Origin of the sequence: Actinosynnema sp. NPDC002837, assembly GCF_040295345.1 — a bacterium.
Classification (GTDB): domain Bacteria; phylum Actinomycetota; class Actinomycetes; order Mycobacteriales; family Pseudonocardiaceae; genus Actinosynnema.
In genome coordinates this window covers 65,806-81,525 of the sequence record NZ_JBEOVG010000024.1, presented here as the reverse complement: position 1 = coordinate 81,525, position 15,720 = coordinate 65,806, and the positions used below count along the sequence as shown (strand labels likewise).

General features: G+C 72.3%; 15 protein-coding genes. 6 read left to right on the top strand and 9 right to left on the bottom strand.

Annotated elements, in window-relative coordinates:
• Positions 1-4,347: an alpha-L-arabinofuranosidase family protein gene (locus ABTZ99_RS19080; protein ID WP_499612647.1), complete on the bottom strand. Its 4,347-nt coding sequence runs from the start codon at positions 4,345-4,347 to the stop codon at positions 1-3.
• A 351-nt stretch (positions 4,348-4,698) separates the two neighbouring features.
• On the bottom strand, positions 4,699-5,565 hold the full coding sequence (locus ABTZ99_RS19075) for a helix-turn-helix transcriptional regulator (protein WP_498775201.1): 867 nt from the start codon (positions 5,563-5,565) through the stop codon (positions 4,699-4,701).
• A 99-nt stretch (positions 5,566-5,664) separates the two neighbouring features.
• Here ABTZ99_RS19075 and ABTZ99_RS19070 point away from each other — a divergent pair, with 99 nt between their 5' ends.
• Positions 5,665-6,435: an NAD(P)H-dependent oxidoreductase gene (locus ABTZ99_RS19070; RefSeq protein WP_499612644.1), complete on the top strand. Its 771-nt coding sequence runs from the start codon at positions 5,665-5,667 to the stop codon at positions 6,433-6,435.
• A gap of 71 nt (positions 6,436-6,506) precedes the next feature.
• Positions 6,507-7,682 carry a polysaccharide lyase family 7 protein gene (locus ABTZ99_RS19065; protein WP_498775205.1) on the top strand — a complete coding sequence of 392 codons (1,176 nt, stop codon included), beginning with the start codon at positions 6,507-6,509 and terminating at the stop codon, positions 7,680-7,682.
• 84 nt (positions 7,683-7,766) lie between these two features.
• Here the strand turns inward: ABTZ99_RS19065 and ABTZ99_RS19060 are convergent, their stop codons facing one another.
• The 5 genes from ABTZ99_RS19060 to ABTZ99_RS19040 form a co-directional block, all read right to left on the bottom strand.
• The gene (locus ABTZ99_RS19060) at positions 7,767-8,117 is read right to left on the bottom strand and encodes a VOC family protein (protein WP_499612642.1); all 351 of its coding nucleotides are present in this window, start codon (positions 8,115-8,117) and stop codon (positions 7,767-7,769) included.
• Between the two features lie 32 nt (positions 8,118-8,149).
• Positions 8,150-9,544 carry an MFS transporter gene (locus ABTZ99_RS19055; RefSeq protein WP_499612640.1) on the bottom strand — a complete coding sequence of 465 codons (1,395 nt, stop codon included), beginning with the start codon at positions 9,542-9,544 and terminating at the stop codon, positions 8,150-8,152.
• Positions 9,545-9,629: 85 nt separating this feature from the next.
• The gene (locus ABTZ99_RS19050) at positions 9,630-9,965 is read right to left on the bottom strand and encodes an ArsR/SmtB family transcription factor (protein WP_499612639.1); all 336 of its coding nucleotides are present in this window, start codon (positions 9,963-9,965) and stop codon (positions 9,630-9,632) included.
• Positions 9,962-10,408, bottom strand: a complete 447-nt coding sequence (locus tag ABTZ99_RS19045) for an SRPBCC domain-containing protein (RefSeq protein ID WP_499612637.1) — start codon at positions 10,406-10,408, stop codon at positions 9,962-9,964. Before ABTZ99_RS19045 ends, ABTZ99_RS19050 begins: the two co-directional genes overlap by 4 nt.
• An 87-nt stretch (positions 10,409-10,495) precedes the next feature.
• Positions 10,496-11,197, bottom strand: coding sequence for a hypothetical protein (locus tag ABTZ99_RS19040; RefSeq protein ID WP_499612635.1), 702 nt, complete (start codon positions 11,195-11,197; stop codon positions 10,496-10,498).
• A 26-nt stretch (positions 11,198-11,223) separates the two neighbouring features.
• Here ABTZ99_RS19040 and ABTZ99_RS19035 point away from each other — a divergent pair, with 26 nt between their 5' ends.
• The gene (locus tag ABTZ99_RS19035; protein WP_499612633.1) at positions 11,224-11,856 is read left to right on the top strand and encodes a TetR/AcrR family transcriptional regulator; all 633 of its coding nucleotides are present in this window, start codon (positions 11,224-11,226) and stop codon (positions 11,854-11,856) included.
• Positions 11,857-11,862: 6 nt separating this feature from the next.
• Here ABTZ99_RS19035 and ABTZ99_RS19030 read toward each other — a convergent pair whose 3' ends face one another.
• Positions 11,863-12,354, bottom strand: a complete 492-nt coding sequence (locus ABTZ99_RS19030) for a hypothetical protein (protein ID WP_498784726.1) — start codon at positions 12,352-12,354, stop codon at positions 11,863-11,865.
• Between the two features lie 165 nt (positions 12,355-12,519).
• Here ABTZ99_RS19030 and ABTZ99_RS19025 point away from each other — a divergent pair, with 165 nt between their 5' ends.
• Together ABTZ99_RS19025 and ABTZ99_RS19020 are read left to right on the top strand one after the other, a co-directional pair.
• Complete coding sequence (locus ABTZ99_RS19025) at positions 12,520-13,425, top strand: MerR family transcriptional regulator (RefSeq protein ID WP_499612631.1); 906 nt, start codon at positions 12,520-12,522, stop codon at positions 13,423-13,425.
• A 101-nt stretch (positions 13,426-13,526) separates the two neighbouring features.
• Complete coding sequence (locus ABTZ99_RS19020; RefSeq protein WP_498784722.1) at positions 13,527-13,889, top strand: MerR family transcriptional regulator; 363 nt, start codon at positions 13,527-13,529, stop codon at positions 13,887-13,889.
• A 15-nt stretch (positions 13,890-13,904) separates the two neighbouring features.
• Here ABTZ99_RS19020 and ABTZ99_RS19015 read toward each other — a convergent pair whose 3' ends face one another.
• On the bottom strand, positions 13,905-15,131 hold the full coding sequence (locus ABTZ99_RS19015) for an MFS transporter (RefSeq protein ID WP_499612629.1): 1,227 nt from the start codon (positions 15,129-15,131) through the stop codon (positions 13,905-13,907).
• A 73-nt stretch (positions 15,132-15,204) separates the two neighbouring features.
• Here ABTZ99_RS19015 and ABTZ99_RS19010 point away from each other — a divergent pair, with 73 nt between their 5' ends.
• On the top strand, positions 15,205-15,720 hold the full coding sequence (locus ABTZ99_RS19010; RefSeq protein ID WP_498784718.1) for an ArsR/SmtB family transcription factor: 516 nt from the start codon (positions 15,205-15,207) through the stop codon (positions 15,718-15,720).

Here is a 15,720-nt window from a genome sequence, read left to right as displayed (position 1 = left end):
TCACCCTCTCCGCGGCTTGGTGATCCGCACGACCACGCTGGTCTGCGATGGGCTGTGCCCGCCGTCGCCGGCGTACCGCACGACGAGGGTGTGGTCACCGACGCTCAGGCCGCTGGTGTCGAGCGACACCGTGGCGGTCCCGTTGGTCAAGGTCGCTGATGCCAGGGGCACGGACGACTCCAGGATTCGGATCTCGCCGGACGGCGTCGTGCCGCCGGAGGTGCCGACCTTCACGGTCAGCGGGATGACCGCGCCCCGCTCGGCCTTCGGCTTCGACGGCGTCACGGTGGTCGTGGTCGACTTCAGCTGCGCCTGCTTCGCGGGCACCACGACGGTGCCGGGCTCCTCGACGTTGCCCAGCCGGTCGACCGCGCGGAACAGCACCGCGGTCTCGGCGTCGCCGACCACGACCGGAGCCGTGTACGGCTGCCAGTCGGCCGTGCCGATCCGGGTCTCGATCCGGTCGACACCGACCCCGGAGTCCGCCGCGCGGACCGTCACGGTGCGCGCGGCGGCGTCCACGGTGGCGTTGGAGACCGGAGCGACGCCGTCGATGCCGAACGTCACCGGGCGGACCGCGCCGACGTTGCCCGCCGCGTCCACGGCGCGCACCTCCACGGTGTGCCGGCCGTCGCCGCTGACCTGGACCTTCGCGTCGGCGTGCGTGAGCCACGCGCCGCCGTCGACGCGGAACTCGATCCGGTCGAGCCGGCGGTCGTCGGTGGCGGTCGCCGACACGGTGACCGGGTCGCCGTACCAGCCGTTGGCGGTCGTGCCGTGCAGCGTCACGTCGTCGACGACGGGGGCGACGGCGTCGGTGGTGTGCATCCGCAGGAACGTGATCGACTGAGCGGGGAAGTCGTAGCCGAAGTCGTTCGACAGCCCGCCGATCTGCCGGGTCGTGGGCACCACGTTGGTCGGGTCGGCCTTGGTGTTGGTGTCACCCGGCGCGCCCGTCATCTGGGTGACCTCGCCGTCGGGCAGCACGCCCGCGTCCGAGACCTTGACCCGCGTGCGGACGGTCTCGTCGGAGGTGTTGACCACCTTGGCCACGATGTCGCCGCTCGCCTCGTCCCGCGTGACGACCTGGAACAGCTTCTCGTCGGCGCCGGACTCGTAGGTCATCTGCAGCTCGCCGTTGAGGTACAGCGAGATCGTGTTGCCCGCGACGACGACCTTCACGCGGTACGTCGCGTTGGTGGCCACGCTGTGGCCCTCGACCGACTTGACCTCGACCGCGCTGCCGCCCGACGCCTTCTGCAGCACCGAGCGGGTGTTGTTCCAGCCGCCGAGGTTCCACCAGTAGAAGTCGTTGGTGGCCTTGGCGCCGAACCCGATGAGGAAGCCCTCGGCGCCGGCGGTCTTCTTGGCGTCGAGCTCCAGGGTGTAGTTCGTCCAGCCCTTCGCGTACGCGTCGTCGATGATGCTGCGCGCGTCCGTGGTCGTGGTGGACGACTGCACGTACTGGCCGTTGGTGACGCCCCAGCTGCCCGCGACCGGGTTCCACTGGTCGCCGTTGGCGAAGTCGTCGGAGAACAGCGTCTCGCCGTTGGCGTTCGAGGTGACCTTGACGTTGTCGTAGGCCGCCGCGGTGTTCCAGGTGGACAGGAAGATGCCGCCCTTGACGACCGACTGGTTCACCGAGCCGGTGAAGGTGCTCGGCACGACCTCGTCGCCGACGTTGTTGCCGAACATCTTCTGCACCTCCCAGTTGGGGGTGTTCCAGGACTCGTCGTTGTCGAACCAGATCGCGTCCGGGTTCCACTGCACGTACGACTCGTTGGACAGCAGCGGCGCGTAGGACGCCAGCCGGACCACGTCGGCGTTGCGCTGCAGGCCCGTCATGTACGACGCCTCGACCAGGGCGTTGCGGAAGGTGTTGCCGCGCGAGGCGTACTCGCCCAGGAACACCTTGGGGCCGTTGCGGTCGTAGCTGTCGTAGCGGTGGTGGTTGAGCAGGAACCAGTCCGGGTCGTTGTAGTAGTGCTCGTCGACCATGTCGACGTTCTGGCGGCGGTTGTAGTCCCACAGGGTGTCGAACCGCGCGCCCGCGTCGTCCGGGCCGGAGTTGGAGATGATGGTGATCTCCGGGTGCCGCGCCTCGATGGCGTCCCGGAAGGCCGGGAAGTTCGCCTCGAACGTGGTGGTGTTCTCCTCGTTGCCCAGGCCGATCATCTCCAGCCCGAACGGCTCCGGGTGGCCGAGCGCGGCCCGCTTGGCGCCCCACTCGGTGGTGACGTCGCCGTTGGCGAACTCGATCAGGTCGAGGGTGTCGTCGACCCACCGGGCGATCATCGCCGGGTCCTTCATCTCGGGGATGGTGCTGCCGCAGCCGTTGGCGCCCACCGACACCACGGGCAGCGGCTCGGCGCCGAGGTCCTCGGCGAACTTGAAGTACTCCAGGTAGCCGATGCCGTAGGACTGGTTGTAGCCCCAGAAGTTCCAGTTGGTCGGGCGTTCCTCGACCGCGCCGATGGTCTCCTTCCACTGGTAGGTGCGGCGCCGGTCGGTGTAGCCGCTCTCCTCGTAGGTGCGGAACGTGCCGACGTTGGTGACGCAGCCGCCGGGGAAGCGCAGGAACGTCGGCTTCATCGCGGCGACCTTCTCGGCCAGGTCCTTGCGCAGGACCGACTTGCCGTTCACCGGGCCGACCCAGCGGTCCTGCGGCATCAGCGAGATCATGTCGAGGCCGACCACCGAGGCCGCGCCCGCCGTGACGACCAGCCTGGCCGCGTCGGTGGTGGCGGTGCCGGTGAGCGTCACCGGGTACTGCTTCCAGGTGTCCGAACCGTCGACGGCCACGGAGCCCTCGGCGTAGGTGACGGCTCCGTCGGCGCTGACGAGCCGGATCGCGAGGTCCTGCGCGGTCGTGGTCCGCGCCCAGACCGAGGCGTCGTACGTCGCGCCCGCCTTGACCGCGAAGCCGCGGTTGTAGCCGAGGTTGCGCAGGCCGTCGCCGGGACCGTCGGCGACCAGCCGGAAGTGGTTGCGGTTCAGCGCGTTGAGCCGGGTGTCGTCGTCGACGACGAGCGCCTGCGGGGCCGTGCCGCCGCCGTTGACCACCTCCCAGCCGGTCATGCCGGTGAAGCTGCCGTTGTCCGAGGAGTTGAACTCGAACGACCGGTTGCGCACCAGCTCGGCGTACAGGCCGCCGTCGGCGGCGTAGTTGATGTCCTCGTAGAAGATGCCGAACATCGTGTCGCTGATCTGCGCGGCGGACGCGTCGCCGTCGATCGCCAGCTCCGCGTCGGACGTGCTGACCTGGGCGAGCTTGAAGCGGACGGCGGAGGCCTTGGCGCCGAACACCAGCGGGCCCGTGCCGCCCGCGTAGCCGGTGCCCTCGGCGTCGCGCAGGAAGAGCTCGCCGCCCGCGGCGTCGGTCAGCCGCACGGGCGTGGCCGCGCCGCCGGTCTGGCCGAGCGCGAGGCGGCCGTCGGTGACGACGACCGGGCGGTCGCCCTCGGCGGTGCGCAGGTGGACCGTGCCGTCGGCCTGGGCGGCCGCGGTGAAGACCAGGGCGGACAGCGGCGGCTCGGGCGAGAGGGCCAGACCGGCGTCGGTCTCGACCAGGTGGGCGCCGCCGGCGTCCTTGATCGAGAACGTGCCGCCGGGCTGGACGTCGCGGCCCGCGGCCGCGGTGACCCGGAAGTCGTCGAACGCGGCGGCGAGCGTCGTGCCGTCCAGCGCGCCGAAGGCGTAGACGCCGACCTGGGTCGTCTGGAACCCGGCGGTGACCGCCGAGGCGTCCACCCACGTCCCGGAGGCGTCCTTGTACCGGGTGGTGATGGTGTCGCCGACCCGCTGCAGCTGCAACGTCTCGCCGGTCGAGCCCGGCCGGTCGACGAACCGCTCGGCGCGGAAGACCGCGGCGGTCTCGACGTCGTTCTCGATCGCGATCCCGGACGGGGCCAGGGCGCCCACGAAGGTCAGGCCCGAGCGGACGTAGTTGTCCATGTCCCGCCAGGCGATCAGCCCGGCGCCCTGGTAGGTCTTGGCGACCTGGGCGCGCACGGTCACCTCGGCGGTGAAGTCGCCCGCCGGGATGTCGACCATGAACACGTTCCGCGCCGTGTTGACCGCCTGGTAGGTGTCACCGGTCTGGCCGGTGACCCGCAGGGATCCGTCGCGGAGGGACCAGCCGGCCGGGTCCTCGTTGACGACCTCCCACTCCGGGCGGAGCGTCGTCGAGGCGAAGTCGTCGGTCCACGTCTCTCCTTCGACCGCCCCCGCGCTGGGGGCGGTCACCGCGGAGAGCGCGACCCCGAGGGACACCGGCAGAGCCGCGGCCACCAGGGCGCTGATCCACCGTCGGCCGGGTCTCGCGACCGACCGCTGCGCTGTCGTCATGAGGGGTGCTCCACTCTGAGTTCCACCGCCGTAGGAAAAAGCCAGCGTTGCCACCGGGGAGTGTGAGCGTTAACAGAGACGACCGTCAAGAGATCGCGCACAGCGATCTACACGGCCAGGTGCCGCGCGAGTGGCATGAGTGAGCGTTCACAAGCATGACCGGAGGTGCCGGCGGTGGCGGCTTGCGCGGTCCTGGCCACGCTCGGTGACGCGGAGGCCGGGGTCAGGGCGGCGAGGTGACCTGGAAGTCGTCGGTCGCCACGGTCCGGCCGTCCGGGCGGGCGTGGACCCGGGTTCAGGCTGACGTGCCGACCCGGCGGAGCCGCACCCCGGACGCGGCCCGAGGTCGGGTCACACCGCGGCGGCCAGGTGGGCGAGCGCGGCGGATTCGTCGGTGCCCTCCTCGGCGCTGAAGACGTGCACGAGGAGGCCGGTCTCGCCGGAGGTGGCGGGCACGTGGAGGGTCTCGTAGTCCAGCGTGAGGATTCCCGCCTCGGGGTGACGGAGGCGCTTGCGTCCGGCGCCGCAGACCACCACCTCGCCACTGGCCCAGATCCGGCGGAAGTCGGGGCTGCGGGCGGACAGGTCGGTGATCAGCGCGGCCAGGTCGCCGTCGTCCGGGTAGCGGCCCGCGGCGACCCGGAGTTGGCCGACGGCCTCCGCGGCCCGGGCGTCCCAGTCCGGGTGGAGGGCACGCGAGGCCGGGTCCAGGAACAGGTACCTCGCGTTGTTGCGGTCGCGGCGGGCGGGGTCGGCCAGGCCGCCGAACAGCTCGCTGCCCAGGCCGTTCCACGCGACCACGTCGAGGCGGTGGTTCGTCACGAACGCCGGGAAGTCGCCCACCGCGGCCACGATCCGCCCCAGCAACGGGCTGACGCGGGCGCTGGGCGCGGCGCCGTGCCTGGCTTCGACGAGGGTGGTCAGGTGCGCGCGCTCGGCCGCGTCGAGGCCGAGCGCCCGGGCCAGCGAGTCCAGCACCTCGGGTGACGGCTGGGTGGCACGGCCCTGTTCCAGGCGCACGTAGTAGTCCACGCTGATGCCCGCCAGCTGGGCCAGCTCCTCGCGGCGCAGGCCGCGGACCCGTCGCCGACGGCCGCCGGCCAGGCCGACGTGCTCCGGGGCGACACGTGCCCGACGGGCGCGCAGGAACGCGCCCAGCGCGCGCCGCGCGTCACCGATCCCCTCGACGCCCCCGGTGCGGTCGTCCACGCCGTCCATGCCTCCCAGTATTCCCTGGCCCTGGCGGTACCAGGATCGCCGGACCGCCGGATGGACCGGGTGCTGGCTGCCGCGCCGCGGACCGGCGACCGTAGCGGCATGAGCACGAAGAAGATCCTCGTCGTCAGCGCGCACCCGGAACCGCGGTCGCTCACCGGGGCGCTGACCTCCTTCGCGGTCGAGCACCTGCTCGCGGCCGGTCACGAGGTGCGGGTGTCCGACCTCTACGCGATGAAGTGGAAGTCGACCGTGGACGCCGACGACGTCCCGGACCACACCGGCGACGGGCCGCTGGACGTGCTGGCCGAGCACGAGCGGGCCACGCTGGCGGGTCGGCTGACGCCCGACGTCGCGGCCGAGCAGGAGAAGCTGCGCTGGTCGGACGCCGTCGTCCTGCAGTTCCCCATGTGGTGGTTCTCCCTGCCCGCGATCCTCAAGGGCTGGGTCGACCGGGTCTTCACCAACGGTTTCGCGCACGGCCCGGCGGTCCCACCGCCCTACACCGAGGGCGCCGCGCTGGGCGGACGGCGCGCGCTGCTGTCGGTGACGATCGGCGCCCGTGCGTCGGCGTTCACCGACCGGGGCGTCCACGGCGCGCTGGCGGACGTCCTCTTCCCGATCCAGCACGGCATGCTGTGGTTCACCGGCATGACACCGCTCGAACCGTTCGCGGTCTACGGCACGGTCGACCTGCCGGCGGAGGCGTACGCGGCGGCGCGGCGGGAGTACGGGCGTCGGCTGGACGGGCTCTTCACCGACGAACCGGTCCCGTTCCGGCCGCTCGTCGGCGACTACGGCCGCGACATGCGGCTGCTGCCGGGCGCGGAGGCGCCGGGGACGACCGGGCTCGACCTCCACCGCCGGCCGTGAGACCGCCGGGATCGGTGGCAGGAAGGCGACAAGGGCCGTCCGGTCGGGATCCCGGTCAGCACGATGGCCACATGGGACGAGTTCTTGGACTGTTGGCCGCCGGCACGGTGGCGGCCGGTGCGTTGGTCGGGGTGGCGCCGGGGTCGGTGGCCGCGGCGTGCGACTTCCCGGCCCAGGTGTTGGACCTGCGCGACTGGAAGATCCAGCTGCCGATCGGCGGGGAGGAGGATCCGGACGAGGTCAAGCAGCCCGCGCTGGCGAACTACCGCGTCGACCCCTGGTTCGTGGCCGACGCCGGGTGCGCCGGGGTGCGGTTCCGGGCGGCGGTGAACGGGGTCACCACCAGCGGGTCGAAGTACCCCCGGTCCGAGTTGCGGGAGATGGACGGGACGCGGAACGCGGCCTGGTCGTCCACGTCCGGGACGCACGTGATGACCGTCGACCAGACCGTCACGCGGTTGCCGAACGACAAGCCGCACCTGGTCGTCGGCCAGATCCACGGCGGTGACGACGACATCTCCGTGTTCCGGGTCGAGGGCAGCAAGCTCTACGTCACCAACGGCGACGACGCGCACTACAAGCTGGTGACCGACGACTTCCGGCTGAACACGCGGTTCCAGGTCAAGTTCGTGGTGTCCGGCGGCAAGATCAACGCCTTCTACAACGGCGCGCCGGCGGCGACGTTGAGCGCATCCTTCAGCACGGGCTACTTCAAGGCGGGCGCCTACACGCAGGCCAACTGCGGCAACTCCAGCCCGTGCGGCGCGAGCAACTACGGCGAGACGATCATCCACAAGGTGACGTTGGGCGACAGCGGCACGCCCCAGCCCGATCCGCAGCCCGAGCCACCGACCGGCACGCCGCTGCCGGTCTCGGCGGTCACCGCGAGCGGGCACGACGGGAACGTGCCGGGCAACACCCTCGACGGCGACCCGACCACCCGGTGGTCGGACGAGGGCGACGGCGTGTGGATCCGGTACGACCTCGGTTCGGCCCGCGCGGTCGGCTCGGTGGAGGTGGCCTGGCACAAGGGTGACACCCGGCGGCACGACTTCCGGATCCAGACCTCGGCCGACGGGACCGCGTGGACCGACCGGTTCGCCGGCTCCAGCTCGGGCACGACGCTCCGGCCCGAGACCTACGACCTCCCCGACACCTCGGCCCGCTACGTGCGGGTCGTCGGCTACGGCAACACCGGCAACGACTGGACGAGCATCACGGAGACCTCGATCCACCCGGCGGCCTGACCCGTTCCGGGCGAACGGCGAACAGCTCCGGGCGAACGGCCACGTGCCCGGCCGGCGACCACCGCCGGCCGGGCACGTCCGCGCTCAGGCGTCCTTCTTCCACATGATGATCTGGAGGTGGTTGCCGTCCGGGTCGGCGAACGTGCCGAACCTGCCCGCCTCCCGGTCCGCGATCGAGATCCACTCCACGCCGGCCGCGTCCAGCTGGTCTTGCGCGGCGTCGAAGTCGTCGACGTGGAAGTTCATGATCACGCGACCCGGCTCGTGGTTCTTCGCCTCGACGTCCTCCCGACCGTCGACGACGAGCAGGAAGCCGCCCAGGTCGATCGGGCCGTCACCGGTGGACCCCGGCGCCAACGCCTTGGTGTACCACGCCCGCAGCTCGGCGGGCCGGGTCGTGCCGAGCAACACGCTGCCGGGCTTGAGCGTCGTCATGTCGGATCTCCTTCGTTCGCGGGAAGTCGTGGTCAGGCCGCCGCCGCGGTCGCCAGGGCCGGGGTGCGGCTCTCCTCGGCACGGGGGCGCAGCCCGAACCGGATGAGGGCCACGCTCACGAGCGTCACCGCCACGTTCACCCCGAGCGCGAGGTGGGTGCCCGCCAACCGGTCGGCCTGGGTGGCGGCGACCGCGACCATGATCGGCGCGCCGACGGTGATGGCCACCTGCTGCGTCATCGAGGTCAGGCCGGTCGCCAGGCCCTGCTCCTCGTCCGGCAGGCCCGAGGTGCCGATCACCGTGTACGCCACGATGCACGCGACGTGCGCGAAGAACCCGAGGAACAGCGCCGGCACCAGCAGCACCGGCCCGAGCCGGCTCGCGCCGAGGAACACCAGCGGGAGGATCGTCAGGGCCTGCAGGGCCAACGCCGTGGTCAGGACGTTCCGGGCGCCGTGCTTGCCGATGAGCCGACCGGCGACGGGACCCGCGAACACGGCCGCGAGACCCGGGACGCCGAAGACGAGACCCGTGATCACCGGGTTGAACTCCAGCACGTCCTGGAGGTGCAGCGTCATCAGGAAGATCATGCCGGTCTCCATGGAGAAGATCACCAAACCCGCGTAGTTGCCCCACAGCACCGTGTGCTTCCTGAGGAAGCGCACCGGCGCCAGCGGCGCGGACGACCGCGACTCGACCACCCAGAAGACGCCCAGCAGCACCACGCCGAGGGCGGCGGCCACGAGGCTGCTCTCGATGATCGCGTAGACCACGGCCAGCAGACCTCCGGTGACCGTCACCGCGCCCGGCACGTCGAGCCGCTGCCGGTCCGGCGTCCTGCTCTCGCCGATCAGCAGGGGCGTGGCGATCAGGATGGCGAGGGCGAACGGGATGTTGACGAAGAACGCGGCCCGCCAGCTCAGCAGGCTGACGAGGACGCCGCCGAGCAGCGCGCCCGCGGTGAAGCCGCCGGAGAGGATCGCGCCGTTGAGGCCGAGGGCGCGGGCGCGCGCCTTGCCCTCGGGGAACGTCGTCGTGATGAGCGACAGTCCCGCCGGAATGGCCATGGCGGTGGAGAGCCCCTGCAACGCGCGGGCGGCCAGCAGCACCTCCGGGTTGGTCGCGAGACCGCCGAGCAGCGATGCCGCGGCCAGCAGGACCTGGCCCGCGAGGAACAGCCTGCGCCGGCCGAACAGGTCCGCCAACCGACCGGCCAGCAGCATGAAACCGGCCGCGGGCAGCGTGTACGCGGACACGATCCACGGCAGCTGGGTCAGGCCCATGTCGACGCCGGCGCCGACCTGCGGCAGGGCGACGTTCAGGATCGAGTAGTCGGCGGCGAAGACGAAGGCCGCGCCGAGCAGGACGAGGAGGACGACCCGCTGCCTGCCGCTGAACCGCGGCGGGGAGGACGTCTCGGCAGTCACGATGCGTGCCCTTTCCTGAGGGTTGTCGTGGTGCGGCCACGAGTTCCGGGTTCGTGGCGGGTCCGGACCGCGGCGCCCGGTGTGCTCACGCCTCGGCGGCCCGCTTGATGACCGCCAACCGGCGGTCCCAGCCGGTCGCCAGCGCGGACATCCACCGCGTGGTGGCGTCCAGCCCGGCGGGGCGCAGCGAGTACCTCACCTCGCGTCCGACCCGGTGGCCGACGACGAGGCCGGCGGCGTCCAGGACGGCGAGGTGCTTGACGATCGCCTGCCGGGAGACGGGCAGGCGCGCGGCGAGCGTCGTCGCGGTGACCGCGTCGTGCGCGACGAGCAGGTCGAGCAGGCGGCGGCGGGTGGGGTCGGCCAGCGCGACGAGGACGTTGCCGACCTCCTCCACCTCGCCGTCCGGTTCCGCGGTCACACAGCCGACTCCTCGACGCGCTTCCTCGACGCGTCGAGCACCTGCGGCCAGCCGGCGGCGTTGTTGTCGATCGTCCGCGCGCGCACGTCCTCGGAGACCGCCAGCGCGGCGAACCCGCTCTCGACCACGGTGAGGCGGGTCTTGTCGCCCTCGGTGGACAGCGTGAACTCCACCAGGGTGCTGTTGCCCTCGGTCAGCTCCTGACCGGGGAAGGCCGGGGCCCACCGGTACGCGATGTACGAGTGCGGCTCCACCTTCACCACGCGCACCGGGAAGTCGCCGTGCTCGGAGTTCTTGGCCACCACCGACTCGCCTTCGACGGCGGTGGTGGCTTCGAGGCGCTCCGGGTCGGCCACCCAGAAGCCCGGTGCGGACACCAGCGACCAGACGCGCTCGACGGAGGCGTCGATCAGCGTGTCGCGCTCGATCCGGTCCTCGCTCATGAAAGGGCTCCTTCAGCCGCCGCCATTATGTGCAACCCGATAGTTGCACGTCCCCCCACAATCGTGCAACCCATCAGTTGCACGACGTCACGGCACGGGCGACGGCCGGACGTCGGGCACGCGTCGGCGGATGAGGGCGGCGGAGTAGGCGACCACCCACGCCACCCACAGCAGCCAGCCGGCGAGGCCCAGGAGCCCGAGCGGTCCCGGGCCGTCGACGACGAGCGGGGTCAGGGTGGCCGAGGTGAACAGCAACGCGGCCGACAGCAGGCCGAGCCGGGCGTGCCACGCCGGGATGAGGCCGGCGTGCCGCCCGCCCACGGAGAAGCCGACCAGCGCCAGCGCCAGGAACACGCCGTTGAGCGTGAACAGGGCTTCGTGCAGAGACCACAGGGCGCCGCCGGGGTCGTCGGCCACGGCCAGGCGGAGTGCGGTCACGGCGGCGAACGCGCCGTTCTGCAGCAGCACGCCGGCGAACCCGACCAGCGACCACGCCTCGCCGCGCCCGCGGTCGGACCGCCACAGCGCCGCCACCGCGCCCGCGGCGAAGACGGTGGACAGCGCCCAGGCCGCCGGGGTCAGGGCGGACGCGACGCCGACCACCCCCCGGTTGGCCGGGAAGTAGGCGATGACGTCGGCGGCGTCCGCGCCGGTCGTCGGCAGGCCGGTGGGCACCATGATGGCGTTGGCCAGGACGATCAGGGCGGCGAAGCCGAGGCCGGAGAAGCCCGCGATGCGCCCGAACGCGCTGGTCGGTGCCGGTTCGACCACTTTGGTTTTACGTGACATATAATCAATATAGCTAGCATCAAGAGGTGGGCGTGGGCGAGACGGGCAAGCGGCGGTACGACTCGTTGCGGCGGGTCGCGCAGGCGCGCGAGACGCGGGCCGAGATCGCGCGTGCGGCGCGCAGGCTCTTCGTCGCGCAGGGGTGGGCGGCGACGACGGTGCGGGCCGTGGCCGAGGAGGCGGAGGTGTCGGTTCCCACGGTGTACGCGGCGTACGGCGACAAGGCGGGGCTCGTGCGGGCCGTCGCCGACGCGGCGGACATCTCCGCCGACCCGGCGGCGGCGCTGGGCGTGCTGGAGGACGCGTCGGCCGGTCCGGCGCGGCAGCTCGCCGCGATGGCGGCCTACGACCGGCGGCTGTTCGAGCGCTCGGGTGACGTCATCGCGCTCGTGCGCGAGGCGGGCCGGACGGAGCCCGCGCTGGCGGCGGCGTACGAGGAGGGCCGCCGGGGTGGCGACGAGACCCGCGCGCAGGTGTTCTCGTCCTGGCCGGACGGCACCCTGCGGTCCGGTTTGGACGTGCGGTCGGCCGTCGACGTCTACGCGGCGCTGTGCAACATCGACGTGTACACGACGCTCACCGTCGAGCGGGCCTGGCGCCCCGACCGGGTGGAGCGGTGGTGGGGCGAGGCCCTGGCGCGGGAGCTCCTCGCCGGGTGAGGGCGGTCAGGACTGGTCGAGGTGGGCGTTCCAGACCTCGGCCGCCTGCTCGTGCGAGTCGACGCCGCTGAAGAACGCGTCGGCGAGCGTGTCGTAGTCCTGGTCCGCGAAGCCCGTGACCTCGATGATCTGCAAGCGGTACACCGTGAACGGCGTGGTGTCCGTCGGCGGGGAGTACGGGACGGCCAGCTCCATCGCGCCCGGGGTCAGGCCGTGTTCCACCGCGCGCACGATCAGCGCGTCCGTGCGCCCCCAGTCCATGTTGAGGTAGGCGTCGGCGACCAGGACGGCACGCGTGGCGCCGTGTTCGTTTGCCTCCAACGCTTCCTGGGCGGCTTGCACGGACCGACCCACGTCGTCCGCCACCATGTAGCGGTCCATGCCGCGCTCGCCGTCGGGCCGCTCGTAGCCGATGAGCGGGATCAGGGTTTCGCCCTCCGAGACGCTCCAGACGCCGTGGGCGGCGAAGAAACCGGCCATGGCCGCGGTGTCGATCATGGCCGACAGTATGCCGACGCGAGTGCGGCTCGCGGGGCCGTTCGGAGGATCCGGCCCGCGATCGGACCCGGGGCGGCCACGCCCTCGGACCCGTCGACGCCCGGTCGTGACCGGCGCGGTGAAAGCCTTGAGCCTCCGGTAGGGGGAGGCACGAGGGTGGTGGGCATGGACGGCGACGCGGTCTTCCCGATCGGTGAGCTGGCTCGGCGGACCGGGCTGACGGTCAAGGCGATCCGGTTCTACTCCGACGGGGGGATCGTGCCGCCGACCGGTCGCAGCCCGGCCGGTTACCGGCTCTACGACCACGACGCCGTGGCCCGCCTCGACCTCCTGCGCACGTTGCGCGAGCTGGGACTCGACCTGCCCACGATCCGGCGGGTCCTGGACCGGGAGCTCACCGTGGCGCAGGTGGCGGCGGCGCACGCGCAGGCGCTGGCGGTGCGGATCGACGTGCTGCGACTGCGCCGGGCGGTGCTGACGATCGTGGCGGAGCGCGGTGCCGGCCCCGAGGAGATGGGTCTCATGCACAGACTGGCCAAGCTTTCCGAAGACGGACGCCGGCAGCTCGTCGGCGAGTTCCTCGACCACGCGTTCGGCGACGTGGCGGACGACCCGGCGTTCGTGGGGATCATGCGGTCCATGACGCCGGAGCTGCCCGAGCAGCCGGAGGTCGCGCAGGTCGAGGCGTGGCTGGAGCTGGCGCGGCTCACCCAGGACCCGGACTTCCGCGCGTGCCTGCGGCGGCTGGTCGAGCACCTCGTCCTGGTGCGCGAGGGCCTGCGGCCCGACCCGACGGCGGTGGTCCGCGACGCGGTGGCGCGCGCGTTGGCGGCCGGGGTCGAGCCGACGTCGGCCGAGGCCGGTCGGGTCGTCGCCGAGGTCCTGGCCCGGGTGCCGCACGTGCCGGTCGACCGGTTGGCGGCGTTGCTGGAGACCGCGAACGACCCCCGCCGCGAGCGGTACGTGCGACTGCTGGCCGTGATCAACGGGTGGCGGGCGCCGGAGAGCGCGGCGCCCGCGCTCGACTGGTTCCTCCGCGCCCTGGGTCACGAGGTGGCCGGCGTCGGGTAGTGCGGCCCTGCTCGCGGGGTCGGAGAGGCCGGTTGTGCACGGTCGTGCGACTGCGGTAGAAGTTGACATCAATGTCAGTTTCGAGTCGCCTGGGGTGTGACATGCGGATCGGCGAGCTGGCCCGGCGCACCGGGGTGAGCGTGCGCTCGTTGCGGTACTACGAGCAGCAAGGGCTGTTGACGAGCGACCGCACCACGGGCGGCCACCGCGAGTACCCCGAACGCGCGGTCGACCGGGTCATCCGCATCCAGGAGCTGTTCGCCGCCGGGCTGGCCAGCAAGAAGATCGCGCTGATGCTGCCGTGCATGCGGGACGCGGACGGCGGGCCGTCCGAGATCGCCACGCCGCGGCTGGTGGACGACCTCACCGCCGAGCGCGACCGCATCGACCGGATGATCGGCGAGCTGGTGCGGTCGCGGGACGTGCTGGACGAGGTGATCGACGCGGCGTCGGGCCGGCGCTGACGACGGCGCTGCCCGCTACGGCGCCGACGACCGCGCCGCCAGGGCCGCGTCGATCTTCCGCTCGCTGGTGGCGGACAGGCCGACGAGCGTCACGAGCGACACCGCCGTCATGATCACGAAGACCGCGCGCAGGCCGAACGCGTCCGCCAGGACGCCGCCGATCGCCGCGCCGAGCGGCATGGTGCCCCAGGCGACCAGGCGGTAGGCGCTGTTCACCCGGCCGAGCAGGCGGTCCGGCGTCACGTGCTGCCGCAACGAGACCGCGACCACGTTGAGCACGGCGATCCCGCCGCCCGCCACCGCGAACGCCGCCGCGACGACGTACGGGTCGGTGGTCACGGCGGGTGCCGCGACCAGCAGGGAGCCGGCGACGAACCCGGACGCCAGCGAACGCGCGCGGCCCATCCTGGCGATCACGCGTTCGGCGGCCAGGGAGCCGACCAGGCTGCCGACCGCCGGGGTGACCAGGAGCAGGCCGAACAGCTGCCCGGTCAGGCCCATCGCCGAACCCGGGCCGACGGCGTGGAGGACGAAGACTGCGCCCGACGCGGTGCCGGCGACGTTGAAGAGCCCGACCATGACGGCGAGGGCGCGCAGCACGCGGTGGCGCAGCAGGAAGCGCAGGCCTTCCGCGATGTCGGCGCGCAGGGTGGTGCGGTGCTCGCGGTGGATCTTGAACGTGCCCCGGACCGACCACAGGACGGCCAGGGCCACCAGCCAGAGCGCGGCGGGCGCGGCGAAGGCGGCCACCGCGCCGGCGGCGACCAGGAGCCCGGCGACGGGCGGGCCGACGAACTCGTTGGCGGTGAGCTCGACGGCGAACAGGCGGGCGTTGGCGCGGGGCAGCCGGTCGCGGTCGACCAGTTGGGGCAGCAGGGATTGCGCCGAGGTGTCGTAGAGCGTCTCGGCGGTGCCGGCGGCGAAGGCGATGGCGTACAGCAGCCAGATGTTCGCCCAGCCCGACGCCACCGCGGCGGCGAGCGCGGCCAGCAGCACGGCCCTGGCGAGGTTCGCCCTGATCATGGTGCGGCGGCGGTCGAGGCGGTCGGTCAGCGCGCCCGCCGGCAGCGCGAAGACCAGCCACGGCAGCGTGAGCGCGAACACCAGGCCCGCGATGAGGGTCGGCTCGCGGGTGGTCTGGACGGCGACCAGCGGCAGGACGACCTTGAACGTGCCGTCGGCGAGGTTCGACAGGCCGGAGGACGTCCAGAGGCGCCAGAAGCCGTTTCCGAGCGAGACCATTGGTGGAGGATCGCACATCGATGGAGTTTTCTCCATCGGTTCGTTTCCCCACCGGTCGGTTAGGTTGGGCGGCATGGCTGATCGGCGACGGCGTCCGGCGACCGTCGAGGAGACGAAGGCGCTGGCCCACCCGTTGCGGCTGCGGATCCTGCGGCTGTGCGCGCAACAGGAGCTGACCAACAAGCAGCTGGCCGAGCGGTTGGGGCGCGACCCCGGAACCGTGCTGTACCACGTGCGGCAGCTCGCGGCGGCGGGGTTCCTGGAGCCGGGCGAAGTGCGCACGGGCGTGAGCGGCGCGCTGGAGAAGCCCTACCGCTCGACCGGGGTGTCGTGGTGGCTGGACGGCCCGCTGGTGGACAGCGGCGCGACCATGGCGCCGGTGGAGGCGTTCCAGGAGGAGCTGCGGGAGGCCGGGCCGGAGTCGGTGCGGACCTACGCGCGGTTCGCGCTGCACCTGTCGCCGGAGGACGTGGTGGAGCTGGACCGCCGCATCGGCGCCGTGCTGGACGAGTACGTGGCCACCGACGACGAACGCCGCCACCTGCCGCTGCACGGCGGGATCGTCGTCGTGCACCGGCTGAAGGAGTAG